General features: G+C 41.2%; 19 protein-coding genes and 1 tRNA gene. 18 read left to right on the top strand and 2 right to left on the bottom strand.

Features of this window, described 5'->3' with window-relative positions; translation table 11 throughout:
- Positions 1-134 precede the first annotated feature (134 nt).
- The 8 genes from D2U88_RS15445 (at position 135) to ribB (ending at position 9,617) form a co-directional block, all read left to right on the top strand.
- Positions 135-1,355 (top strand): aminotransferase class I/II-fold pyridoxal phosphate-dependent enzyme, encoded by a 1,221-nt coding sequence (locus D2U88_RS15445; protein WP_119641429.1) that lies wholly within the window; start codon positions 135-137, stop codon positions 1,353-1,355.
- Positions 1,356-1,425: 70 nt separating this feature from the next.
- A complete protein-coding gene (gene nhaC, locus D2U88_RS15440; protein WP_119641428.1) occupies positions 1,426-2,913 on the top strand; it encodes a Na+/H+ antiporter NhaC in 1,488 nt (495 codons plus the stop codon).
- 100 nt (positions 2,914-3,013) lie between these two features.
- The gene (gene tpx, locus D2U88_RS15435) at positions 3,014-3,520 is read left to right on the top strand and encodes a thiol peroxidase (protein WP_119641427.1); all 507 of its coding nucleotides are present in this window, start codon (positions 3,014-3,016) and stop codon (positions 3,518-3,520) included.
- Entirely contained in the window at positions 3,513-3,878 is a 366-nt protein-coding gene (locus D2U88_RS15430) for a diacylglycerol kinase family protein (RefSeq protein ID WP_119641426.1), read from the top strand. The genes tpx and D2U88_RS15430 overlap by 8 nt, the downstream gene beginning before the upstream one ends.
- A 63-nt stretch (positions 3,879-3,941) precedes the next feature.
- Positions 3,942-6,320: a DNA translocase FtsK gene (locus tag D2U88_RS15425; protein ID WP_119641425.1), complete on the top strand. Its 2,379-nt coding sequence runs from the start codon at positions 3,942-3,944 to the stop codon at positions 6,318-6,320.
- A gap of 4 nt (positions 6,321-6,324) precedes the next feature.
- A complete protein-coding gene (gene lolA1 / locus D2U88_RS15420; protein WP_119641848.1) occupies positions 6,325-6,972 on the top strand; it encodes an outer membrane lipoprotein periplasmic chaperone LolA1 in 648 nt (215 codons plus the stop codon).
- A 72-nt stretch (positions 6,973-7,044) separates the two neighbouring features.
- Positions 7,045-8,478, top strand: coding sequence for an LptF/LptG family permease (locus tag D2U88_RS15415; RefSeq protein ID WP_235855819.1), 1,434 nt, complete (start codon positions 7,045-7,047; stop codon positions 8,476-8,478).
- A complete protein-coding gene (ribB, locus tag D2U88_RS15410) occupies positions 8,478-9,617 on the top strand; it encodes a 3,4-dihydroxy-2-butanone-4-phosphate synthase (protein WP_119641847.1) in 1,140 nt (379 codons plus the stop codon). The genes D2U88_RS15415 and ribB overlap by 1 nt, the downstream gene beginning before the upstream one ends.
- Before the next feature lie 123 nt (positions 9,618-9,740).
- Here ribB and D2U88_RS15405 read toward each other — a convergent pair whose 3' ends face one another.
- Together D2U88_RS15405 and D2U88_RS15400 are read right to left on the bottom strand one after the other, a co-directional pair.
- Positions 9,741-10,940, bottom strand: coding sequence for a DegT/DnrJ/EryC1/StrS family aminotransferase (locus D2U88_RS15405; RefSeq protein WP_119641423.1), 1,200 nt, complete (start codon positions 10,938-10,940; stop codon positions 9,741-9,743).
- Between the two features lie 27 nt (positions 10,941-10,967).
- Positions 10,968-11,720 carry a sulfite exporter TauE/SafE family protein gene (locus tag D2U88_RS15400; RefSeq protein WP_119641422.1) on the bottom strand — a complete coding sequence of 251 codons (753 nt, stop codon included), beginning with the start codon at positions 11,718-11,720 and terminating at the stop codon, positions 10,968-10,970.
- 182 nt (positions 11,721-11,902) lie between these two features.
- On the opposite strand from D2U88_RS15400, the gene D2U88_RS15395 reads away from it, so the two are divergent.
- The 10 genes from D2U88_RS15395 to D2U88_RS15350 all read left to right on the top strand — a co-directional run bounded on the left by D2U88_RS15395 (position 11,903) and on the right by D2U88_RS15350 (position 19,368).
- On the top strand, positions 11,903-12,403 hold the full coding sequence (locus D2U88_RS15395; RefSeq protein ID WP_182859196.1) for an outer membrane beta-barrel protein: 501 nt from the start codon (positions 11,903-11,905) through the stop codon (positions 12,401-12,403).
- Between the two features lie 112 nt (positions 12,404-12,515).
- Positions 12,516-12,600, top strand: a tRNA-Ser gene (locus D2U88_RS15390).
- Positions 12,601-12,887: 287 nt separating this feature from the next.
- The gene (locus D2U88_RS19885) at positions 12,888-13,124 is read left to right on the top strand and encodes a cupin domain-containing protein (protein WP_220473515.1); all 237 of its coding nucleotides are present in this window, start codon (positions 12,888-12,890) and stop codon (positions 13,122-13,124) included.
- 127 nt (positions 13,125-13,251) lie between these two features.
- Positions 13,252-14,181, top strand: a complete 930-nt coding sequence (locus D2U88_RS15380) for an AraC family transcriptional regulator (RefSeq protein ID WP_182859195.1) — start codon at positions 13,252-13,254, stop codon at positions 14,179-14,181.
- Between the two features lie 297 nt (positions 14,182-14,478).
- On the top strand, positions 14,479-14,889 hold the full coding sequence (locus D2U88_RS15375) for a DUF5367 family protein (protein WP_119641420.1): 411 nt from the start codon (positions 14,479-14,481) through the stop codon (positions 14,887-14,889).
- A 57-nt stretch (positions 14,890-14,946) separates the two neighbouring features.
- Positions 14,947-15,771 carry an NmrA family NAD(P)-binding protein gene (locus D2U88_RS15370; protein ID WP_119641419.1) on the top strand — a complete coding sequence of 275 codons (825 nt, stop codon included), beginning with the start codon at positions 14,947-14,949 and terminating at the stop codon, positions 15,769-15,771.
- Between the two features lie 19 nt (positions 15,772-15,790).
- A complete protein-coding gene (locus D2U88_RS15365; RefSeq protein WP_220473508.1) occupies positions 15,791-16,204 on the top strand; it encodes a hypothetical protein in 414 nt (137 codons plus the stop codon).
- 22 nt (positions 16,205-16,226) lie between these two features.
- Complete coding sequence (locus D2U88_RS15360; protein ID WP_182859194.1) at positions 16,227-17,960, top strand: serine hydrolase domain-containing protein; 1,734 nt, start codon at positions 16,227-16,229, stop codon at positions 17,958-17,960.
- A gap of 11 nt (positions 17,961-17,971) precedes the next feature.
- On the top strand, positions 17,972-18,901 hold the full coding sequence (locus D2U88_RS15355) for a TolB family protein (protein WP_119641417.1): 930 nt from the start codon (positions 17,972-17,974) through the stop codon (positions 18,899-18,901).
- A gap of 14 nt (positions 18,902-18,915) precedes the next feature.
- Positions 18,916-19,368 carry a GNAT family N-acetyltransferase gene (locus tag D2U88_RS15350; protein WP_119641416.1) on the top strand — a complete coding sequence of 151 codons (453 nt, stop codon included), beginning with the start codon at positions 18,916-18,918 and terminating at the stop codon, positions 19,366-19,368.
- The last annotated feature ends 8 nt before the right edge of the window (positions 19,369-19,376 follow it).

The raw sequence follows: 19,376 nt of genomic DNA, 5'->3' as shown, positions 1-19,376 counted from the left end.
TTGAAACCAATATATAACATCAAAATTAGAACAATATTCTATTATTTATAAAATAATAGTTCTATTTCCTATAAAGAGGATTAATAATTGACTTTTACTCTATATCTGAATAGATTTACAAAAAATCGTATATCATGGACTATAAAGCTGCAGAACGTATTCAAGACCTACAATATTTTGGTGAATTTGGCGGGGTAAATCCTTCCATATCAGATTCATCCACCTATACCTTCTTGACCGCGAAGACGATGTTCGACACCTTTGAGGGAAATACAGAAGGATGCTACCTGTACAGCAGGCACTCCTCCCCTTCCAATCTATATTTGGGAGAGGCCATGGCCCAATTGGAAGGCACCGAGTCTGCCAATGTATTTGCCAGTGGCATGGGCGCTATCAGCGCCGTGATCATGCAATTGTGTGATAGCGGAGACCATATTGTATGCAGCAGAACCATATACGGGGGTACTTATGCCTTCTTGAAGAATTTCTTGAAAAAGTTCAACATAACCACCTCATTTTTGGACATTACGGATTTGGATGTCGTTGCCAACGCCATCACTCCAAAAACCAAAATGATCTATTGTGAAGCCATCAGTAATCCGTTGTTGGAAGTGGCCGACATTGCTTCCCTGTCCAAATTGGCCAAAAAACATAACATCCCCTTGGTAGTGGATAATACCTTTTCCCCTTTGAACATTGGCGCGGCCCAGTTGGGTGCGGATATTGTGGTGCACAGTCTTACCAAGTTCATCAATGGAAGCAGCGACTGTGTGGCCGGGGCCGTATGCGGCACAAAAGATTTTTGTCTTGGCCTAAAGGATGTGAATAATGGTGCAGGTATGTTGTTTGGAAGTACTTTGGACAGTCTTCGGGCGGCATCCATCCTAAAAAATATGCGTACCCTACATATCCGCATCAAAAAACACAGTGAAAATGCCCACTATTTGGCGAAACAATTCGAAAGGGACGGTTTAAAAGTGGTGTACCCCGGACTGGAAAGTCATCCCGGCCATGAATTGATGAAAACACAAATGAACCACGAATACGGCTTTGGCGGCATGTTGACGCTGGATGTTGGCTCGTTGGACCAAGCCAATGCCTTGATGGAACTCATGCAAAAAGAAAAACTGGGGTATTTAGCGGTAAGTCTGGGTTTTTATAAAACACTTTTCAGTGCTTCGGGAACATCTACCTCTTCGGAAATCCCCGAAGAAGAACAAAAGCAATTGGGTCTTTCCCAAGGACTTATCCGTTTTTCTATCGGCCTGGACAACGATATCCACAAAACCTATCTTTCCATGCGCAACTGTATGGAAACTTTGGGAATCCTTTCGCCAGATACCGCTTTGGTGTAATCGTATCACGATCCCGTTTGCAGAACAAGGGGCAAAGTTGTAATATTACCTCTTAACAAACTCAGACCACATGGCTAATCCAGAGGAAAAACCACATTTTAGGGAAGACGAACATATTGTTGAGAACAAGAATCTAAGCATTACCGAAGCGCTCATCCCCGTATTTGCCTTGGTGGGCATGTTGGCTTACAATGTTTTTGTCTTTGGGGATGATGCCCTGAGTGGCTCCAATCAGTTTATCCTATTAATGGGAGGTGCTGTAGCGGCCATTGTCGGTTTCTTTAACAAGGTCTCCTATCAACAAATGATCGACGAAGTCGCCGAAAATGTGCGGTCCACCACGGGAGCCCTGCTTATCCTTCTCATGGTTGGAGCACTTTCCGGAACTTGGTTGGTGAGTGGTATCATTCCTGCCATGATCTATTACGGACTTCAGATTTTGAACCCAACCATATTTTTAGCGGCCTGTGTGATCATTTGTTCCATTATTTCGGTGGCCACAGGAAGTAGTTGGACCACTTCTGCCACGGTAGGTATTGCCTTGGTGGGTATTGGGGATGCCTTGGGTATTCCTTTAGGAATGACGGCTGGAGCCGTGCTTTCCGGAGCTTATTTTGGAGACAAGATGTCTCCCTTGAGCGACACCACCAATTTGGCCCCTGCCATGGCCGGAGGGGATTTGTTCTCCCACATTCGCTATATGACCTTGACCACTACCCCTACCATCATCATTACCTTGGTATTCTTCATCATCATGGGCTTTACCATTGATACTTCTGGGGTTGCGGATACCGGTTCCATTTTAACGAACATCAGCAAAACCTTCAACATTAATGGATGGCTGTTTTTGGTACCTATCGCCGTAATCATCTTGATTGTGAAAAAGGCTCCTCCTTTGATGGCCTTGTTGATCGGTACACTCTTGGGTGGACTTTTTGCTCTTATCTTTCAACCGGGTATTGTGGCCCAGATTGGCGGAAGTACCCAATTGACTTTCGAAACCGCTTATAAAGGCATTTTGAATGCCATCACCGTTGATACCAATATTGCCACGGATGACCCCGCGTTGAACGACCTATTTTCTTCAGGAGGCATGTCAGGAATGCTAGGGACCATTTGGCTCATTGTGTGCGCCATGGTTTTTGGAGGCATCATGGACGGTATCGGGGCCTTGGAACGCATCACCGAATCCTTGTTAAAAATGGCCAAGACTACTTTTGGCCTGTTTGCGAGCACCGTTGGAAGCTGTTTGGCCCTCAATGTTACGGCATCCGACCAATATTTGGCCATTGTGGTTCCTGGTAAAATGTTTTCCAAAGCATATAAGGAACGTGGATTGGCCCCTGAGAACCTTAGCCGTTCTTTGGAAGATTCCGGTACCGTGACATCGGTTTTGGTGCCCTGGAACACTTGTGGCGCTTATCACAGTGGGGTTTTGGGTGTCAGCGTTGCGGAATATGGCATTTTTGCCGTTTTCAATTGGTTGAGCCCCATCATGACCCTATTGTTCGCGGCTTTCAAAATAAAGATCAAGCAGCTTACGACCAGCGTTTCGTAACAAGGCTTTCATTCTTTAATTTTTTCTAAAATCATGCGAAGGGGTTGCCCCTTTCAGCATTAATCTTTTTACCTTCACACCAAAATAAAAATCTTTTATAATGGCTTCAATCACATTGGGCGGAAGTCCCGCCAATACTATTGGGAATCTCCCTGAAATTGGTTCAATAGCACCTGATTTCACCTTGACAAAATTAGACCTATCCGAAGCTTCCCTAGCGGATTTTAAAGGACAAAAACTGGTTTTGAACATTTTCCCGAGTGTCGATACGGGAACTTGTGCCCAATCGGTTCGTCATTTCAACAAAGATGCATCCGAATTGGAAAACACCAAGGTGCTTTGTATTTCCAAAGACCTTCCCTTTGCACAAAAAAGATTTTGTGGCGCCGAAGGGATTGAAAATGTGGTCATGTTGTCGGATTTCAAAACAGGGAAATTCGGTAACGATTACGGTTTGACATTTTCCGATAGCGTATTCAAAAATTTGTTGTCCCGCTGCGTAGTGGTGCTGGACAAAAATGGAAAAGTCGTGTATACGGAACAAGTGGCCGAAACTGCAGACGAACCCAATTACCAAGCAGCACTCGACGCACTGAAGAATGCCTAAGGAATCTCTCTTCATGAATAGAATTCGCGGTGTGGGATATGCCCTAAAGGGCATGTTCCTGCTGTTGCGTACCGAAAGCAGCATACAGATCCAGTTTTGTATTGCTGTTATCATGACCGTCGCAGGATTCTATTTTAAGATTTCAAATACGGAATGGATATTTCAGTTGCTCGCCATTGGCATGGTCATGGGCATTGAGGCATTGAACACGGCCATTGAAAAGGTATCCGACTACATTCAACCCGAAAAAGACCCTAAAATCGGATTTATAAAAGATATTTCTGCCGGGGCCGTTATGATAGTGTCCATCATTGCAAGCATCATTGGGCTCATCATTTATGTACCCAAATTCATGTAGCAGCATCCAAGGACAATTGTAGCATCGTAAATTTGTAACTTAGCCCCGCATTAAACAGGATTAATGGCAAAAAAAAGAACAAAATCAAAATCAAAATCTACTACTGCCAAAAAGAAGGTGTCTTTTAAGCCCTCAAAGCAGAACAAGATCATCTTTGGTAGTCTTTTGATCGTTCTCAGCATCGCACTTTTTTTCTCTTTCATGTCCTTTTATTTTACATGGCAGGAAGACCAGAGCATGCTGTCTGAATTTGCCAACCGCAATGCACAGGCCAGCAACCTTTTGAACAAATTCGGGGCCAGTGTCAGCCATTTTTTCATGTATCAAGGGTTTGGATTGGCATCGTTTGCCTTCCCTTTCCTTTTGGCCATCACAGGATTGTATCTCTTCTTGGGACTCGATGGCAAAGGACTTGTTGGAAAATGGGTCTGGGGACTTACAGGGATTATTTGGATTTCGGTTGCCTTGGGCTTTTTTGCTGCGGACCTTCCCCTTTTAGGAGGATTGATCGGATACGAGGTCAATGATTTTCTTCAGGATTATACTGGCAAGATCGGGGTGTTCCTCATCTTGATTTTTGTGTTGATGGTCATTTTGGTACGCCTGTTCAATTTCACCCCAGAGGGCTTTGCCAACTTCTTCCGTTCCCAAAAACAAAAGATTAAATCAGATTTTGAAGAGCCTATAGCCAATCACGTTGATAATGAAGAAGATGAAGAGAGCGGCATTGAGCTCAATTTGAATGACAAAGCCCAGGAAAAAATCGATACCTATACCCACAAAAAAGACATTCCCCCGCTTAAAAGTGAGGCTGGCTTGGATGTAAACCTGCCCGAAGAGGAAGAGGAATCAGACATCGATTTGACCGTTGAAGAAACGAAGGAAGAAGAGGAAAGTGAGGTAAAGGCCGCCAAACTGGTAAAGGATTTTGGTGAGTTCGACCCCAAATTGGAGCTAGGTAATTACAAGTTCCCTCCTATCGATTTGTTGGATGCACATGGTGCCTCAGGAGGCATTACCATCAACCAAGAAGAACTGGAGGAAAACAAGAACCGTATCGTCAGCACCCTCAAAAACTATAAAATTGGCATCGCCCAGATCAAGGCGACCATTGGCCCGACGGTGACCCTTTACGAAATTGTTCCTGAAGCAGGTATCCGAATTTCCAAGATCAAAAACCTGGAGGATGATATTGCCCTTTCGTTGGCGGCATTGGGCATCCGTATCATTGCCCCTATTCCCGGAAAAGGAACGGTGGGTATCGAGGTGCCAAATAAAAACGCTACCGTCGTTTCCATGCGGTCCGTGATTGCCTCCAACAAATTTCAAAAAGCTGAAATGGAACTTCCAGTTGCCTTTGGCAAGACCATCAGCAACGAGACCTTTGTGGTAGATCTGGCCAAAATGCCGCACTTGCTCATGGCTGGGGCCACTGGTCAGGGTAAATCCGTTGGTCTTAACGCCGTCATCACTTCTTTGCTCTATAAAAAGCACCCTGCAGAGGTGAAGTTCATCTTTGTGGACCCCAAGAAAGTGGAACTGACGCTATACAATAAGATTGAACGCCATTTCTTGGCCAAACTTCCGGATTCGGATGAGGCCATCATCACCGACACTACCAAGGTAATCAACACCCTGAACTCGCTCTGTATTGAAATGGACAATCGCTATGAGCTTCTGAAAGTGGCCATGGTACGAAATATCAAAGAATATAATGCCAAGTTCAAAGCCAGGAAATTGAATCCCAACGACGGACACAAATTCCTGCCTTACATTGTTTTGGTCATTGACGAGTTTGCAGACCTTATCATGACAGCTGGTAAGGAGGTGGAAACACCCATTGCCAGATTGGCACAGTTGGCCAGGGCCATCGGCATCCACTTGATCATTGCCACACAACGACCTTCGGTCAATGTGATCACAGGTATCATCAAGGCCAACTTCCCTGCCCGAATTGCCTTTAGGGTGACCTCTAAAATTGATTCCCGTACCATTTTGGATGCCCAGGGAGCCGATCAGCTCATCGGGCGCGGAGATATGTTGTACACCCAGGGCAATGATATGACACGTTTGCAGTGTGCCTTTGTAGATACCCCCGAAGTGGCCAAGATTACAGATTATATCGGGTCGCAACGTGCGTATCCCGAAGCCCACATGTTGCCCGAATATGTTGGGGAAGATTCTGGCACAAGTATTGATTATGATATTTCGGAAAGGGATGCCATGTTCCGCGAGGCCGCAGAAGTCATTGTAACGGCACAGCAAGGTTCCGCCTCCCTGATCCAACGCAAATTGAAATTAGGCTATAATAGGGCCGGTAGGATCATCGACCAGTTGGAAGCCGCTGGAATTGTGGGCCCCTTTGAAGGGAGCAAGGCAAGACAGGTATTGATCCCGGACATTTATTCTTTGGAACAACATTTGGAAAATGAAACAAAATAAGACCATGATCAAAAAATATATTCTTTTTATCGCATTATCCACCGTCGGACTTTTTTCATACGGACAGAATGCCGATAAGGCTAAGGCACTTTTGGATGATGTATACAACAAAGTGAAGTCCTACGACAATATTTATATTGAATTCCAGTCCTCATTGGAAAACACCGAGGCCAACCTAAAACAGGAAACCAACGGCAATGTAACCTTGAGCGGGGAAAAATATGTGTTGAATTACCTTGGCGCTGAACAATTGTATGATGGTAAAAAAGTGTACACCATTGTGCCTGAAAATGAGGAAGTGACCATCGAGGATGTGAACGAGGAAGAGGACAACGTGAGCCCTTCAAAAATGTTGACTTTTTACAAAACAGGCCACAACTACAAATGGGACATCCTCCAAAATGTGGGGGGCAGAAAAATCCAATATGTGAAGCTCACCCCCATCGATTCCAATTCAGAGATCAAATCCGTTTTGCTCGGTATCGATACAGAAACCAAACACATCTACAAATTGATCCAAACGGGCAACAATGGCACCAAGACCACCATTACCGTTAATTCTTTCAAAACCAATCAACCACTTTCAAGCACTCTGTTTACCTTTAACGAGAAAAAATACGAGGATAAAGGGTATTATATTACAAGAAACTAGGCATTGAAAATACTAGACCAGTATATATTAAGGAGATTCCTTTATAATTTCTTAAGTTCCTTTTTCATCTTGATCGTCATATTCATTTTTCAGGGAATATGGCTGTTCATCGATGATTTGGCCGGGAAAGGTCTGGGTATTGTAATCATCGCCAAGTTCATTTTTTATTTTATACCTACCTTGATTGATAAGGTATTACCGTTGACGGTTTTGCTTTCTTCCATCCTCACTTTCGGAACTTTTGCCGAAAACTACGAGTTTGCCGCTATGAAGGCTTCGGGGATTTCACTGCAGAGAGGCATGCGTAGCCTTATCGTATTTGTGCTCTTTTTGGGCGTGGTCACTTTTTTCTTCGCGAACAATGTGATTCCCAAATCGGAGCAGAAAATGTTCAACCTTAGGCGAAACATTGCCAAGGTAAAACCTGCTGCCGCAATTACCGAAGGGGTTTTCAGTGATTTTGAGGGTACTGGGCAAGGTATGAACATTAAAGTGGACCGAAAACATGGGGAACAGGATCGTTTTTTGGAGAATGTCATCATCCACAAAAAAAACAATCAAAATATCAATACCACAGTAATCAAGGCCAAATCTGGGGAGTTGATCAGCAGCGAAGAGTCCGACATTATCCAATTGGTGCTCAAAGATGGGAATTACTATGAAGAACTGACTCCGAAAGATGCCAAGGAACGTCGGAAACAACCCTTTGCCAAGTCGGATTTCGAAACGTATACCATCAACATCGATATTTCCGAACTAAACGATCAAGATCTGGAAGAAGATCAGAACATTACCACCAACAAAATGAAGAATGTGAGCCGGTTGATCAAGGATATCGACTCACTGCGCGAGAACAACCTGGAAAAAGTAGAAGCGTTTTCCAAGAACATTGTGAACCGTATGGGAGCCTTCCCAGTGATTGTCAAAAAGGACAGTGTTGAAGAAAAGTCAGAACCAGAACTCATCATTTCGGGCAAGGACAAAAAAGTGAAAAAGGATTCCATCAGAACCATCGATGATTTATTGAATAGCATGCAAACTTTTGAACAGTTGCAGGTAATCAAAAAAGCAAAAAATGACGTGTCGGGTATCCTAAGCACCGTAATTGCCAAAAAGGATGAACTCCAGACCAGATATAAATTCTACAATAGCCATATATTGTCCCTTCACCAAAAATATGCCTTGGCACTATCCTGTATCATCCTGTTCTTTGTTGGAGCGCCTTTGGGGGCCATTATCCGAAAAGGCGGACTTGGATTGCCTATGGTAATAGCCATTGTCTTATTTTTGACCTATTATTTTATTGGTGTTTTTGCGGGCAATTATGCCAAGGAAGGGAACATACACCCTGCCCTTGGCGCTTGGCTTTCCACGTTGATCATGATGCCCTTGGGCATATCGTTGACCAAAAGGGCCACTGCCGATAAAGGACTGTTCGGGTTTGGAAGTATTTTAGACCGTTTAACATCAATATTTAAAAGGAAGAAAAAAGATTCTGAGGAATGATGCCCATCAAAGACAAAAAAATACAACTGAATGCCATAGAGGAAGCCATTGCCGATATTCGTGAGGGCAAGGTCATTATTGTGGTGGATGATGAAAACCGGGAAAATGAAGGGGACTTTATTGCCGCTGCAGAAAAGGTCACCCCAGAAATGATCAATTTTATGGCCATGCATGGCCGTGGACTTATATGTGCCCCATTGACAGAAGACAGGTGCGAAGAGCTCGGTTTGAACATGATGGTCCAGAACAATACGGTTCTGCACCAGACCCAGTTTACCGTGTCCGTAGATTTATTGGGATATGGTTGTACTACCGGGATTTCGGTACATGACCGGGCCAAGACCATTCAAGCCTTGGTGAACAAGGAAACCAAGCCCCATGAACTGGGAAAACCAGGACATATTTTTCCCTTACGCGCCAAGAACGGCGGTGTTTTGCGAAGAACAGGCCATACCGAAGCCGCCATTGACCTGGCCAGATTGGCCGGTTTGGAGCCTGCTGGGATTTTGGTGGAAATTTTGAACGAAGACGGTACCATGGCCCGTTTGCCCCAATTGATGGAGGTAGCCAAAAAATTTGACCTAAAAATCATCTCCATCGAGGATTTGATTGCCTATCGCATGGAGCACGATAGCCTTATTGAGTTAAAGGAAACCTTTACCATCCAAACCAGATTTGGCGAGTTCAGATTAAGGGCCTACCAACAAACCACCAATGATCAGGTTCACATTGCCCTTTTAAAGGGTAACTGGAAAAGTGGGGAGCCCGTTTTGACCCGTATCAATTCAACCTTGGTCAACAACGACATATTGGGTACGTTGACCAACAATCCCGATGAAGCCTTGCAACGCATGTTCCACGCTTTAAATAATGAGGAAAAAAGTGCGATGATCTTTATCAACCAAGGGAATCAATCCATGAACCTGTTGAATAGGTTGTCCGAATTTAAAAAACTACAGGCCGAGGGTGTAACCAATGCACCAAAAATTGAGATGGACAGCAAGGATTTTGGTATCGGGGCACAGATACTGCATGACCTGAACATTTCCAAGATTCGTCTGTTGAGCAACTCTGCGCACACCCGCCGTGTGGGTATGGTGGGATATGGTCTGGAAATTGTGGAATATGTGAATTATTGATGAGATGCTCCGCTCAGCATGACAGGCAATTCCGTTTGATTAAAAATAGGGATTCATTGGGATGCTTCACTTTGTTCAGCATGACAAAACCAACCCAAATTGAAAATTGTTAATCGCTTATTGTCAATTGAAAAGTGTGTCTTGAACTACAGAAACCATTTTCAAAGCTCTCTCCTCCATTTCTTTTTCAGACCAGCTTAATTTAATCAGACAGGAGATGGTCCTTCCCATCCAATGATCAGAGGCGGAAAAATCACTATTGCTATAATAAGGAAGTGCCTTTTTCACCTCTTCTGGTAAACTGCCCAAAGATTTGAGTTGGGTCAAGTGATCCCATTTTTTATAATAGTGCCAATTGTTGGTGTACCAATAAAAGCAACCATCCACCCCATTTTCCCCGAGGGCTTTGTGTGCCTTTTTTGCCAATTCTTCCGTTGGAAGAAAGAAACTGAGGAACGAATAGTTCTCCTCCCCTCCTTCTGGAACAGACCTGAAAACCACTTCTGGAATTTGGGCCAAAGCTTCCCGCAAAATGGTATAGTTCCCTTTTTGGATGGAAAGAAACTCCTCCAAACGGTAAAGTTGTGCCAAGCCCACCGCTGCATTCATTTCAGATATCCTAAAATTGTACCCCAAGAAAGGATGTTGTTCCGCTCCCCTGTCATTACCTATATGGTCATGGCCGTGATCGGAATATTTATGGGCATTTTCGTAATACGTTTCATTATTGGTGATAATCGCACCTCCCTCGCCACAGGTAATGGTCTTCACATAATCGAAAGAAAAACAGCCGAGGTCGCCATAGCTTCCCAAAGGTTTCCCTTGATAGCTTCCCCCGATGGCCTGACAAGCGTCTTCCAAAAGTAGTAGGTCGTGTCTATCACAAATCTCCTTCAATGCTTTCAAATTGGCCATGGAACCGCACATATGTACGGGCATAATCACTTTGGTTCGTGGACCGATGGCTTTTTCCACAGCAACGGGATCAAGGGTCAGGGTATCATCAATATCCACAAGCACAGGGACAGCTCCCAACGCCAAAATAGACTCGAAACTGGCCACAAAGGTAAAAGTGGGCATGATGACCTCATCCCCTGCTCCAATTCCCGCGCTGGCCAAGGCCACTGTTAAAGCTGCGGTACCACTGCTCACCAAATGCACATGTTGGGCCTGCATACGCTTGGCAAGGGCGGCCTCCAATTCCTTGGCCTTCCAATGTCCGTTGCGCATACCATCGAATCCGTAGCGCATCAACACCCCTGAATCCAATACATCCTGTACTTCTTTCCGTTCCTTATCCCCAAAAAGTTCAAATCCTGGCATTCTTTTATTTTCCTATTTTAATTCAACTTAAAAAAACCACAGCTTTATGGCCATAATCACTACGGCAACAACGAGAAAAGTCTTGATGAACCCATCTCCTCGTTTTACCGAGAAGCGACTGGCCACCCATGCACCCGATCCATTGCCTATGGCCAAAATTAAACCGATTTTCCAATTGACCTTATCGTGAAATGCAAATACGGCCAATGCCGCCAACATATAAATAAATACTACGGTGACCTTGGTGGCATTGGACCTTACCAGGTTCATCCGGTTGACGTAATGTGTGAACAGCATCATCAAAAATCCAAGGCCAGCATTGATAAAACCTCCATAGATACCAAAACCAAAAAAAACAATCAGGCTGATCCATAAATATTTCCCGGTGAGGCGTTCCTGCATATCCTCCAATCTCATCTTGGGCTTAAAAATGATGATGAGCACCACAGCCAACATGACCATCGCCAATATCCGATTAAAGGTTTCCCCATTGATATCCACCGCTATCCAAGCCCCAAGAATAGACCCCAAAAAGGCAGAAATCCCCAAATACACATTAAAGGGAAAGGTGGAAATGCCCTTGCTCTTAAAGCCGGCCGTGGCCATGGCCGTTTGGATGACAATGGCCACCCTATTGGTTCCATTGGCCACTGCAGCTGGAAGTCCCAAAAAAATGAGCGTAGGTAGTGAAAGCAACGAGCCACCACCAGCCACTGTGTTGATAAATCCCACCGCAAAACCTACTGCAACCAGGAGCAAATAATGGTACCATTCTAGCATAAAACAAAAGTATGACCAATGTCTTGAACTCGCACTTTGAAATTTGGAAACTTTGACAAGTTTTTAAATTATCAATTTTATGTGATTTTGAAAGATATTAATTGAATATTCATCAAAAAAATAGTTATTAAATTATCATAATCATAATTTTACTATTTTTGGTTGAATCAAAAATCAATCACATGAAAAAAATCACATTATTCACATTAGCCGTATTTTTTGGATTATCCTTTGCCCAGGCGCAAGGAGATTTCAAAGCTGGAATCCATGCCGGTCTTCCCATTGGGGATGCCGGGGATTTAGCGACTTTTTCCATTGCAGTGGATCTTGGGTATCTATTTGACCTTTCCGACCAGTTCCAAGCGGGACCAACGGTTGGTTATTCCCATTCTTTTGGAGATAACATAGATACGGGTATTGGTACCATTGAAATTGATGATATTCAATTTATTCCAATCGGTGGAGCTGGACGTTTCCATGTTTCCGATGAATTTTCCCTTGGGCTGGACCTCGGCTATGCCTTGGGTGTGAACGATGGTAATGATGGGGGGTTCTACTACTCTCCAAGAGCAGCCTATTCGTTAAGTGATAAAGTTGATCTGGTATTGGCTTACCGTGGAATCTCAGAAAATGGAGGTTCTTGGGATATAATTTCCATCGGTTTGGAATTTGGTTTCGACTAGAATAAGCCTAATCAAAGATACAATCCGGTAAGGCCTTAAGGCTTACCGGATTTTCTTTTTATAAAAACTGCTTTTGGGATAACAAAAAGCTTTATATATTTGCACCCGCTTAGGAGGAATGGCAGAGTGGTCGAATGCGGCAGTCTTGAAAACTGTTGAGGGTCACACCTCCGGGGGTTCGAATCCCTCTTCCTCCGCAAAAGCAATTGAAAAGCCCCTTTTTTAGGGGCTTTTTTAATTTGGCTTACTCCCCTGTTGACTTGGTCATCCCTTTCAGATTTGAGTTAACCCCGTTTTATTCCTATTTTGGGTGTATCGAAGTGTATTTTAGGTTTTTAAATACAAGTTGTATGTCATTTTAAAAACTTCAAGCAAATGAAAAAATCCAAAGAAAATGGTGAGTATTATCATTGGGGGAGAATTGTAGTGGATGGCATTTGGTGAAATCTAAAAGTTTAAGCGTAATTGAGGAAATGATGCCGCGATAAACTCAAGAGAAAAGCACTATCATAGTAACTCCCAACAATTTTTCAGAATTTTAAGCGGAAAAGCAACTTTCGAAATGGAAAATGAAATAATAGAAGTGGAAACTGGAAACGGAATCCATATTCTGCCTAAAACAAAACATCGAATTCGGAATGACCAATCAGAGAATTTGGAATTCATCGTAATTTCGGAACCGACAACACATGGAGACAGATTTGACGTATTGGATGAATAAAAAACGCCTCACAACAATCACAGTGATTTGTAAAAATTACACTCAAATATCTTAGCATTATTGATCCATGAAATACTTCTCCGTAAATCTATATATAAAAATGCTTAATTGTGCCATAGCGGAAGGTATGTCCGAAAAAGATTTTATGGATTTATCAACACCAATTAACGCTCTAGATGATTTGCAAGTCGTTTCTGCAGAAGAGTTTTTATCCTTACATGAATTACTAGCTGATAAACTTGGACGTGGTTTTGCGGTAAGAGTAGGCCAAAAAATGATAATCGAAGATTATGGTGTTTTAGGACTTTCTTGGCGCACTTGTTCTAGAATAGGTGAGATTTTTGAACGTAGCAAACGCTACTTCAAACTATTATCCAATACATTTTTATGGCAAATCCAAAAAGAAGGAGCTGTATCTCATATTATCCTCAACAGGGAAACTTATAGAAGAGGTATGGAATTATCAACCGAGGCCAGTTTATCTGCAACAGTGGTCGTATTGCAAGCCATGTCCGAAAAAGAGATTTCTCCCATTCAGGTAAGTTTCAAACATAAAAAGCCGAAAGATCTTACTAGCCATAAAAATGCTTTTAAGTGTCCTATCTTTTTTGAACAATCACGGTACTCGATAAGCTATAAAACAGAAGATCTTAATTTACGTACAGCCAAGGCCGATGCCAGTATCAACAATTATCTACTTCAACAAGTTGAGGAGAAAACAAAAGGTATAAAAATTCCAGAGAACAAGTTCGTTCATAATGTTGAGGTACTCATAACGGATGCTCTTCCAACAGGGATTCCAAGTATTCATCATATTAGTGATCTTATGGCCATGAGCAATAGAACACTAACACGAAGACTCTCTGAAGCTGGTGTTACCTATCGTGATCTGGTCAAAAAAACTCAAGAAAGCATCGCGAAAGAAATGCTACGTAAAAACACTGAGAGTATAGGTGAAATAGCTTTTTTAACAGGATTTTCCGAGCAAAGCGCTTTTAATCGTGCATTTAAAAAATGGACTGACCTTACCCCTTCAGAATTCCGAAAAAGCATTTAAAATTTCTTTTTGGCGTAAAATGTCAAAATGTTGACTTCAAGTGTCAAAAATCTCATTTGGTCCTTAAGCACCTTTGTATCGTCATACTATTAAATCGGTATAATGATGACAACAGGAGTAACGCTTGTAAACATAATTTTCTTGGGCTTTTAGTTGGTTCAACAGATGCGGATGAACAATTGACGCAAATAACGAACCAATTAAAGTACATGCATTCAGAAGCGCCATAAAAAATCCCAAAGAGAATGCATTTCAAGTCTTGAACAACAAAAATCATAAATCAAAAAACGAACAATCATGAAACAATTAAGAGTCGTTGGTATTGGCACAATTATCTGGATTATCGGGGTGAGCCTGTATACGTTATCCTCTTATATCCAAATTTTAAAAGATCCAGAGTTACAAGCCAATATTATCCTATCCATAGGTATACTACCCCCAGTTTGGTTTGGGTCAAAACTATATTACCGAAAAAATAGCACCACCAAAGGTTATTGGATAGGATTAGCCTTCTTTTCAATCGCAACAATTTTGGATGCATTAATTACAGTACCCATTTTGATTGTACCCAACGGAGGAACGTATCACAGTTTCTTCACTACAATAGGTTTTTGGCTCATTGGAATAGAAATTGTCACAACAGCAACCTTGTATTGGTACACCTCCGTTTTTGGTAAAAGGAACACAACAGAAATTTATAAAAATTAAACTCAAAAGGCTTCACTTTTTGGAACATAGTTAATATCAATCTTTAAACGAACAAACATGAAAACAGAAAACATTTTGGTCATCGGAGGAACTGGAAAAACCGGACGCCGCGTAGCAGAAAGTTTAACACAATCTGGATACAACGTGCGGATTGTTGGCAGAAAAACAAACCCCGCTTTTGATTGGGAAAATCCTAGTACCTACGATATTGCTTTAAAAGACATGGATAGGGCATATATCGTCTATTATCCTGATTTGGCTGTTCCAGGCTCAAGAGATGCCATAACAACACTCACAGAAAAAGCTTTGGCGGCAGGATTAGAAAAAGTGGTATTGCTCTCCGGAAAAGGTGAAACTGAAGCCGAAGCTTGTGAAGGCATCGTAGCAAATTCAGGCCTAAACTACACATTGGTAAGAGCTTCTTGGTTTAATCAAAATTTCAGTGAAGGTGCCTTTTTAGAGTTTATACTCAATGGCACTGTAGCGCTACCTATGCCCGAGGCTAAAATTCCATTTGTAGATGTTGACGATATCGCAGATGTAGTTTCTAAAGTTATAGTAGATGATACTTATAATGGACAAACCATAACCGTTACTGGTCCTCAAAAAAGAACCTTCAAAGAAGTCGTTGATCTTATGGCAGAGGCTTCCAATAAACAGATTCAATTTGTGCCTATTTCCATTGACGAATTTAAGGACGGAATGAGAAAGGCCGGACTACCAGACTCGCATGTATGGTTATTTGGTTATTTATTCCAAGAAGTGTTAGGAAATTCAGACAACCAAGAAATCTCTGATGATGTTGCCAAAGTATTAGGTAGACCTGCTAGAGATTTTGAAAGTTTTGCTTTAGAAACTGCAGCAAGCGGAATTTGGAAGTAGACCTAAAAAAGCAATTAAAATGATGCTTAAAAAAATAATGATATCCCTGGTCATTCTCTTATACGCCGGGGCAGTTCCTCTTTTAGAAATCAGCAATACCCATATGTTTAATCCCAATTGGACACCTCATGTCAGAATTCATGAAGTATGGCAACTGAGCACCAATACTGCTATTGGCATTCTGTGTCTATGGTTGGTCTGGGTCAAAAAAGAATTCAAGTTAAGTACGCTGTTAAGTCTGCTTGTTATTGGTGGATTTTTAATAGCTTATTTATTACAGGACTTGTATGGTGGTTCCATGAAGTATTTGGATGGAAGCGAAAAAACAATTTTAAATCTAAATATAGGCATTGTCGGATTTGGACTGGGCTTTATTTTATTGGTGATAGTCCATTTTTATGGCTCAAGTGATAACAACAAAGTATCTACATAATAGAAAAATATTTAAAATAACTATGAACCATTGGGTTGCAATGGTTTGTTTTTTAATAAAAAAGAAAGTGAGAACAACTTTTAAATTTATAGCAGTTATACTACTTGTTTTATACGTTGGAACTACATCTGCTCAAAACAGTGATGGACAAATCAACATCCATCACATAGCAAATAAAATCGATAGCCTTTTAAGTAATTATAGTGAGAAGGAACCTGGCGTTGCTATTGGTCTTATAAAGAACAATCAATTGATATATGAAAAGTACTTTGGATTGGCCAATCTTGACTATGGGATACCTATTCATAAAGCGACTTCTTTTCATGTGGCTTCAGTTTCAAAACAGTTTACCGCATTTGCAATTCTTTTACTAGAAGATGAAGGCAAACTGTCTTTGGAGAATGATATTAGAATCTATCTTCCTGAGATGTACAAATTTGAGCATAAAATAACCATTAGCCATTTGCTAAATCACACAAGTGGACTGAAAGATAAGTATAACCTATTACGCCTCTCCGGCTGGACGCTAGATGATGTCATTACCAATGAACAGGTCTTGGAGATTATTTTTAATCAAGAGACCTTAAATTTCAAACCCAACGAAAAACATATGTATAGCAATGCCAACTATGCACTATTGGCAGAGATCGTAGCTAGAATATCGAAGATGTCCTTTGCAGAATTTACGCATAAGCGCATTTTTGAACCTCTACAGATGTATGATTCTAAATTTGTAGATCAAAAAGGACAGGTTATTAAAAACAAGAGTCTTTCCTATCATAAAGTCGATTCAATTTATGTTGAAGATTTATTTAATAACTTCAGTGTTGGAGCTACCAATCTTAACACGACAATTACAGATTTGAGTAAATGGGCCATTAATTATGACACAAAAAAAGTAGGTAGTGAAGTTATCTTTAATAAAATGCAAACCTTACAGCATTTGAATAATGGAGAAACCTATGGTTATGCAAATGGTTTGTTCATCAATACCTATAAGGGGTTCAAACGTATAGAACACAGTGGCCAAGATGCTAGTTACCAAGCCTATTTGGCAACTTTTCCAGAATTGAACTTCAGTGTGATTTTCACAAATACGAATGGCGAAATCAATGGTGCTAAAATGGTTTATGATATCATGGATATTTATTTAGAACAATATACTACCGATGAAACGACCAAAAACCCATCCGTGAAGAAATTGACACATCAAAAACCAATATCAAAAATACCTGCTGAATTAATGCTTTATGAGGGCCATTATTGGGATGAAGGTGATCGATATTCGAGAGAAATAAAAGTAGAAAATGATACGTTACGATTCATCACAAAGAATGGCAATACTGCTTTGGTTCCCGTTGGCGAACATTCCTTTGAAATGAATATTGATAACTATGTTGGTATCTCTTTTGTAAACAACCAGATGATTATCACACTAGATGATGGTTATCGGATTTACTCTGAAAAATATAGCCCAGCAAATTACAATGCAACTACACTTGAAGAATTCACTGGGAGATATTACAGTTCCGAATTAAATGCCTATTACTCGTTTTATATTAAAGAAAATAAGTTGGTAGCAAAACACACAAGACTGGGTGATTTCAAATTAAAAGCTATTAAAAATGACTATTTCATCGGCAATAAAGGATCTTTTCTAAAAGTGGTTTTCGTAAGAAACTCGTTTAATGACGTCATAGGGTTTGAGGTATCCAGCAGTAGGGCGAAAAATGTTGTGTTCTTAAAAATTAAATAGTAATTAAAAAAATGAAAAGGGTTAACATTCCATTACTATTATTGATCTTTCTTTATTTTTCTTGTACCAAAGAAACGCAATCCAATTTAGCGCTGTTAGATGCCAACCTTCCTTCGGATACCCCATTGGTTTTTGGGAAAGGGGTTATTTCGACTGATGGCTATGAGTTCGCAATAACATTCAGTCCAGAAATGGATGAAATATTTTTTACGCGAAGAAAATTGGGAGAGGATAATAAAATTTATACGATGCATTTGATTGATGGTAAATGGTCAAACCCAGAATCTGCATTCTTTACGGCAACTGAGGGATGGGACTTCGAACCTCATGTCAGCCCCAAAGGAGATAGGCTATATTTTGGGAGTATAAGACCACTGAACGACACTATTGGGTCAACAGGATTACACCAATGGTATAGTAAAAAAGAAGCAAATGGTTGGAGTACACCAATACCATTGGAGAAGCCATTTGTGGATAGGCCCATAACAATGTACCTGACATCCTCAGAAAATGGTAATTTATACTTCACTACAGGAAATAAAGGAGACAAACCGGAAGATTGGGTCATTTATAACTCGGTCAAGGAAGATGGTCAATATAAAAGCATTAAAAGAATGGGAAAGGAAATTAATACTTCTGGGAAATGGATAGCCCATTCATACATTGCTCCGGACGAAAGCTACATGATTTATGATTTCAAGAGCAATTTAGGATATGGAGAAAGTGATTTATATATCAGCTTTAATAAAAATGGTGTATGGACAGAGCCTCATAATCTGGGGGCGAAAATAAATACAGATCAAACGGAAATGGCCGCAAGTGTGTCGCCCGATGGTAAGTATTTGTTTTTCCATAGAGGAGATGAAAATGACGGTAATATTTATTGGATTGATTTTAGGTGCGTAAAAGAAAGCATAAAGAAGTACATTAACAAAGACTAACACCTGTTGTAGTTATGAAGTTCAAAAAAGCAAGAGCCAAGGACGTGCCTGCCATTGTTGAAATGATAGCGGACGACCCCTTGGGCAGTAAACGGGAAAACTATACCATTCCGTTGCCCAAATCCTATTATGACGCCTTTGAGCAAATTGATTCTGACAAAAACCAAGAACTGACTTTGGTTGAAAACGAAGCTGGACAAATCATTGCTGTTTTTCAAATGACATTTATTCCATATTTAACATACCAAGGAGGTATTCGAGCACAAATTGAAGGAGTTCGTGTACGTAAGGATCATCGAGGGCTTGGCATTGGAAAAACCATATTTATATGGGCCATACAGAGAGCAAAGGAACGTAACGCCCATTTATTGCAGTTGACCACTGACAAAAAACGTCCCGATGCCATTAGTTTTTATGAATCCCTTGGGTTCAAGGCCACACACCAAGGCATGAAAATGCATTTTTAACACATTAA

It is taken from the genome of Flagellimonas aequoris (assembly GCF_003584165.1).
Lineage (GTDB): Bacteria > Bacteroidota > Bacteroidia > Flavobacteriales > Flavobacteriaceae > Flagellimonas > Flagellimonas aequoris.
This window is presented reverse-complemented; position numbering and strand designations above follow the sequence as displayed.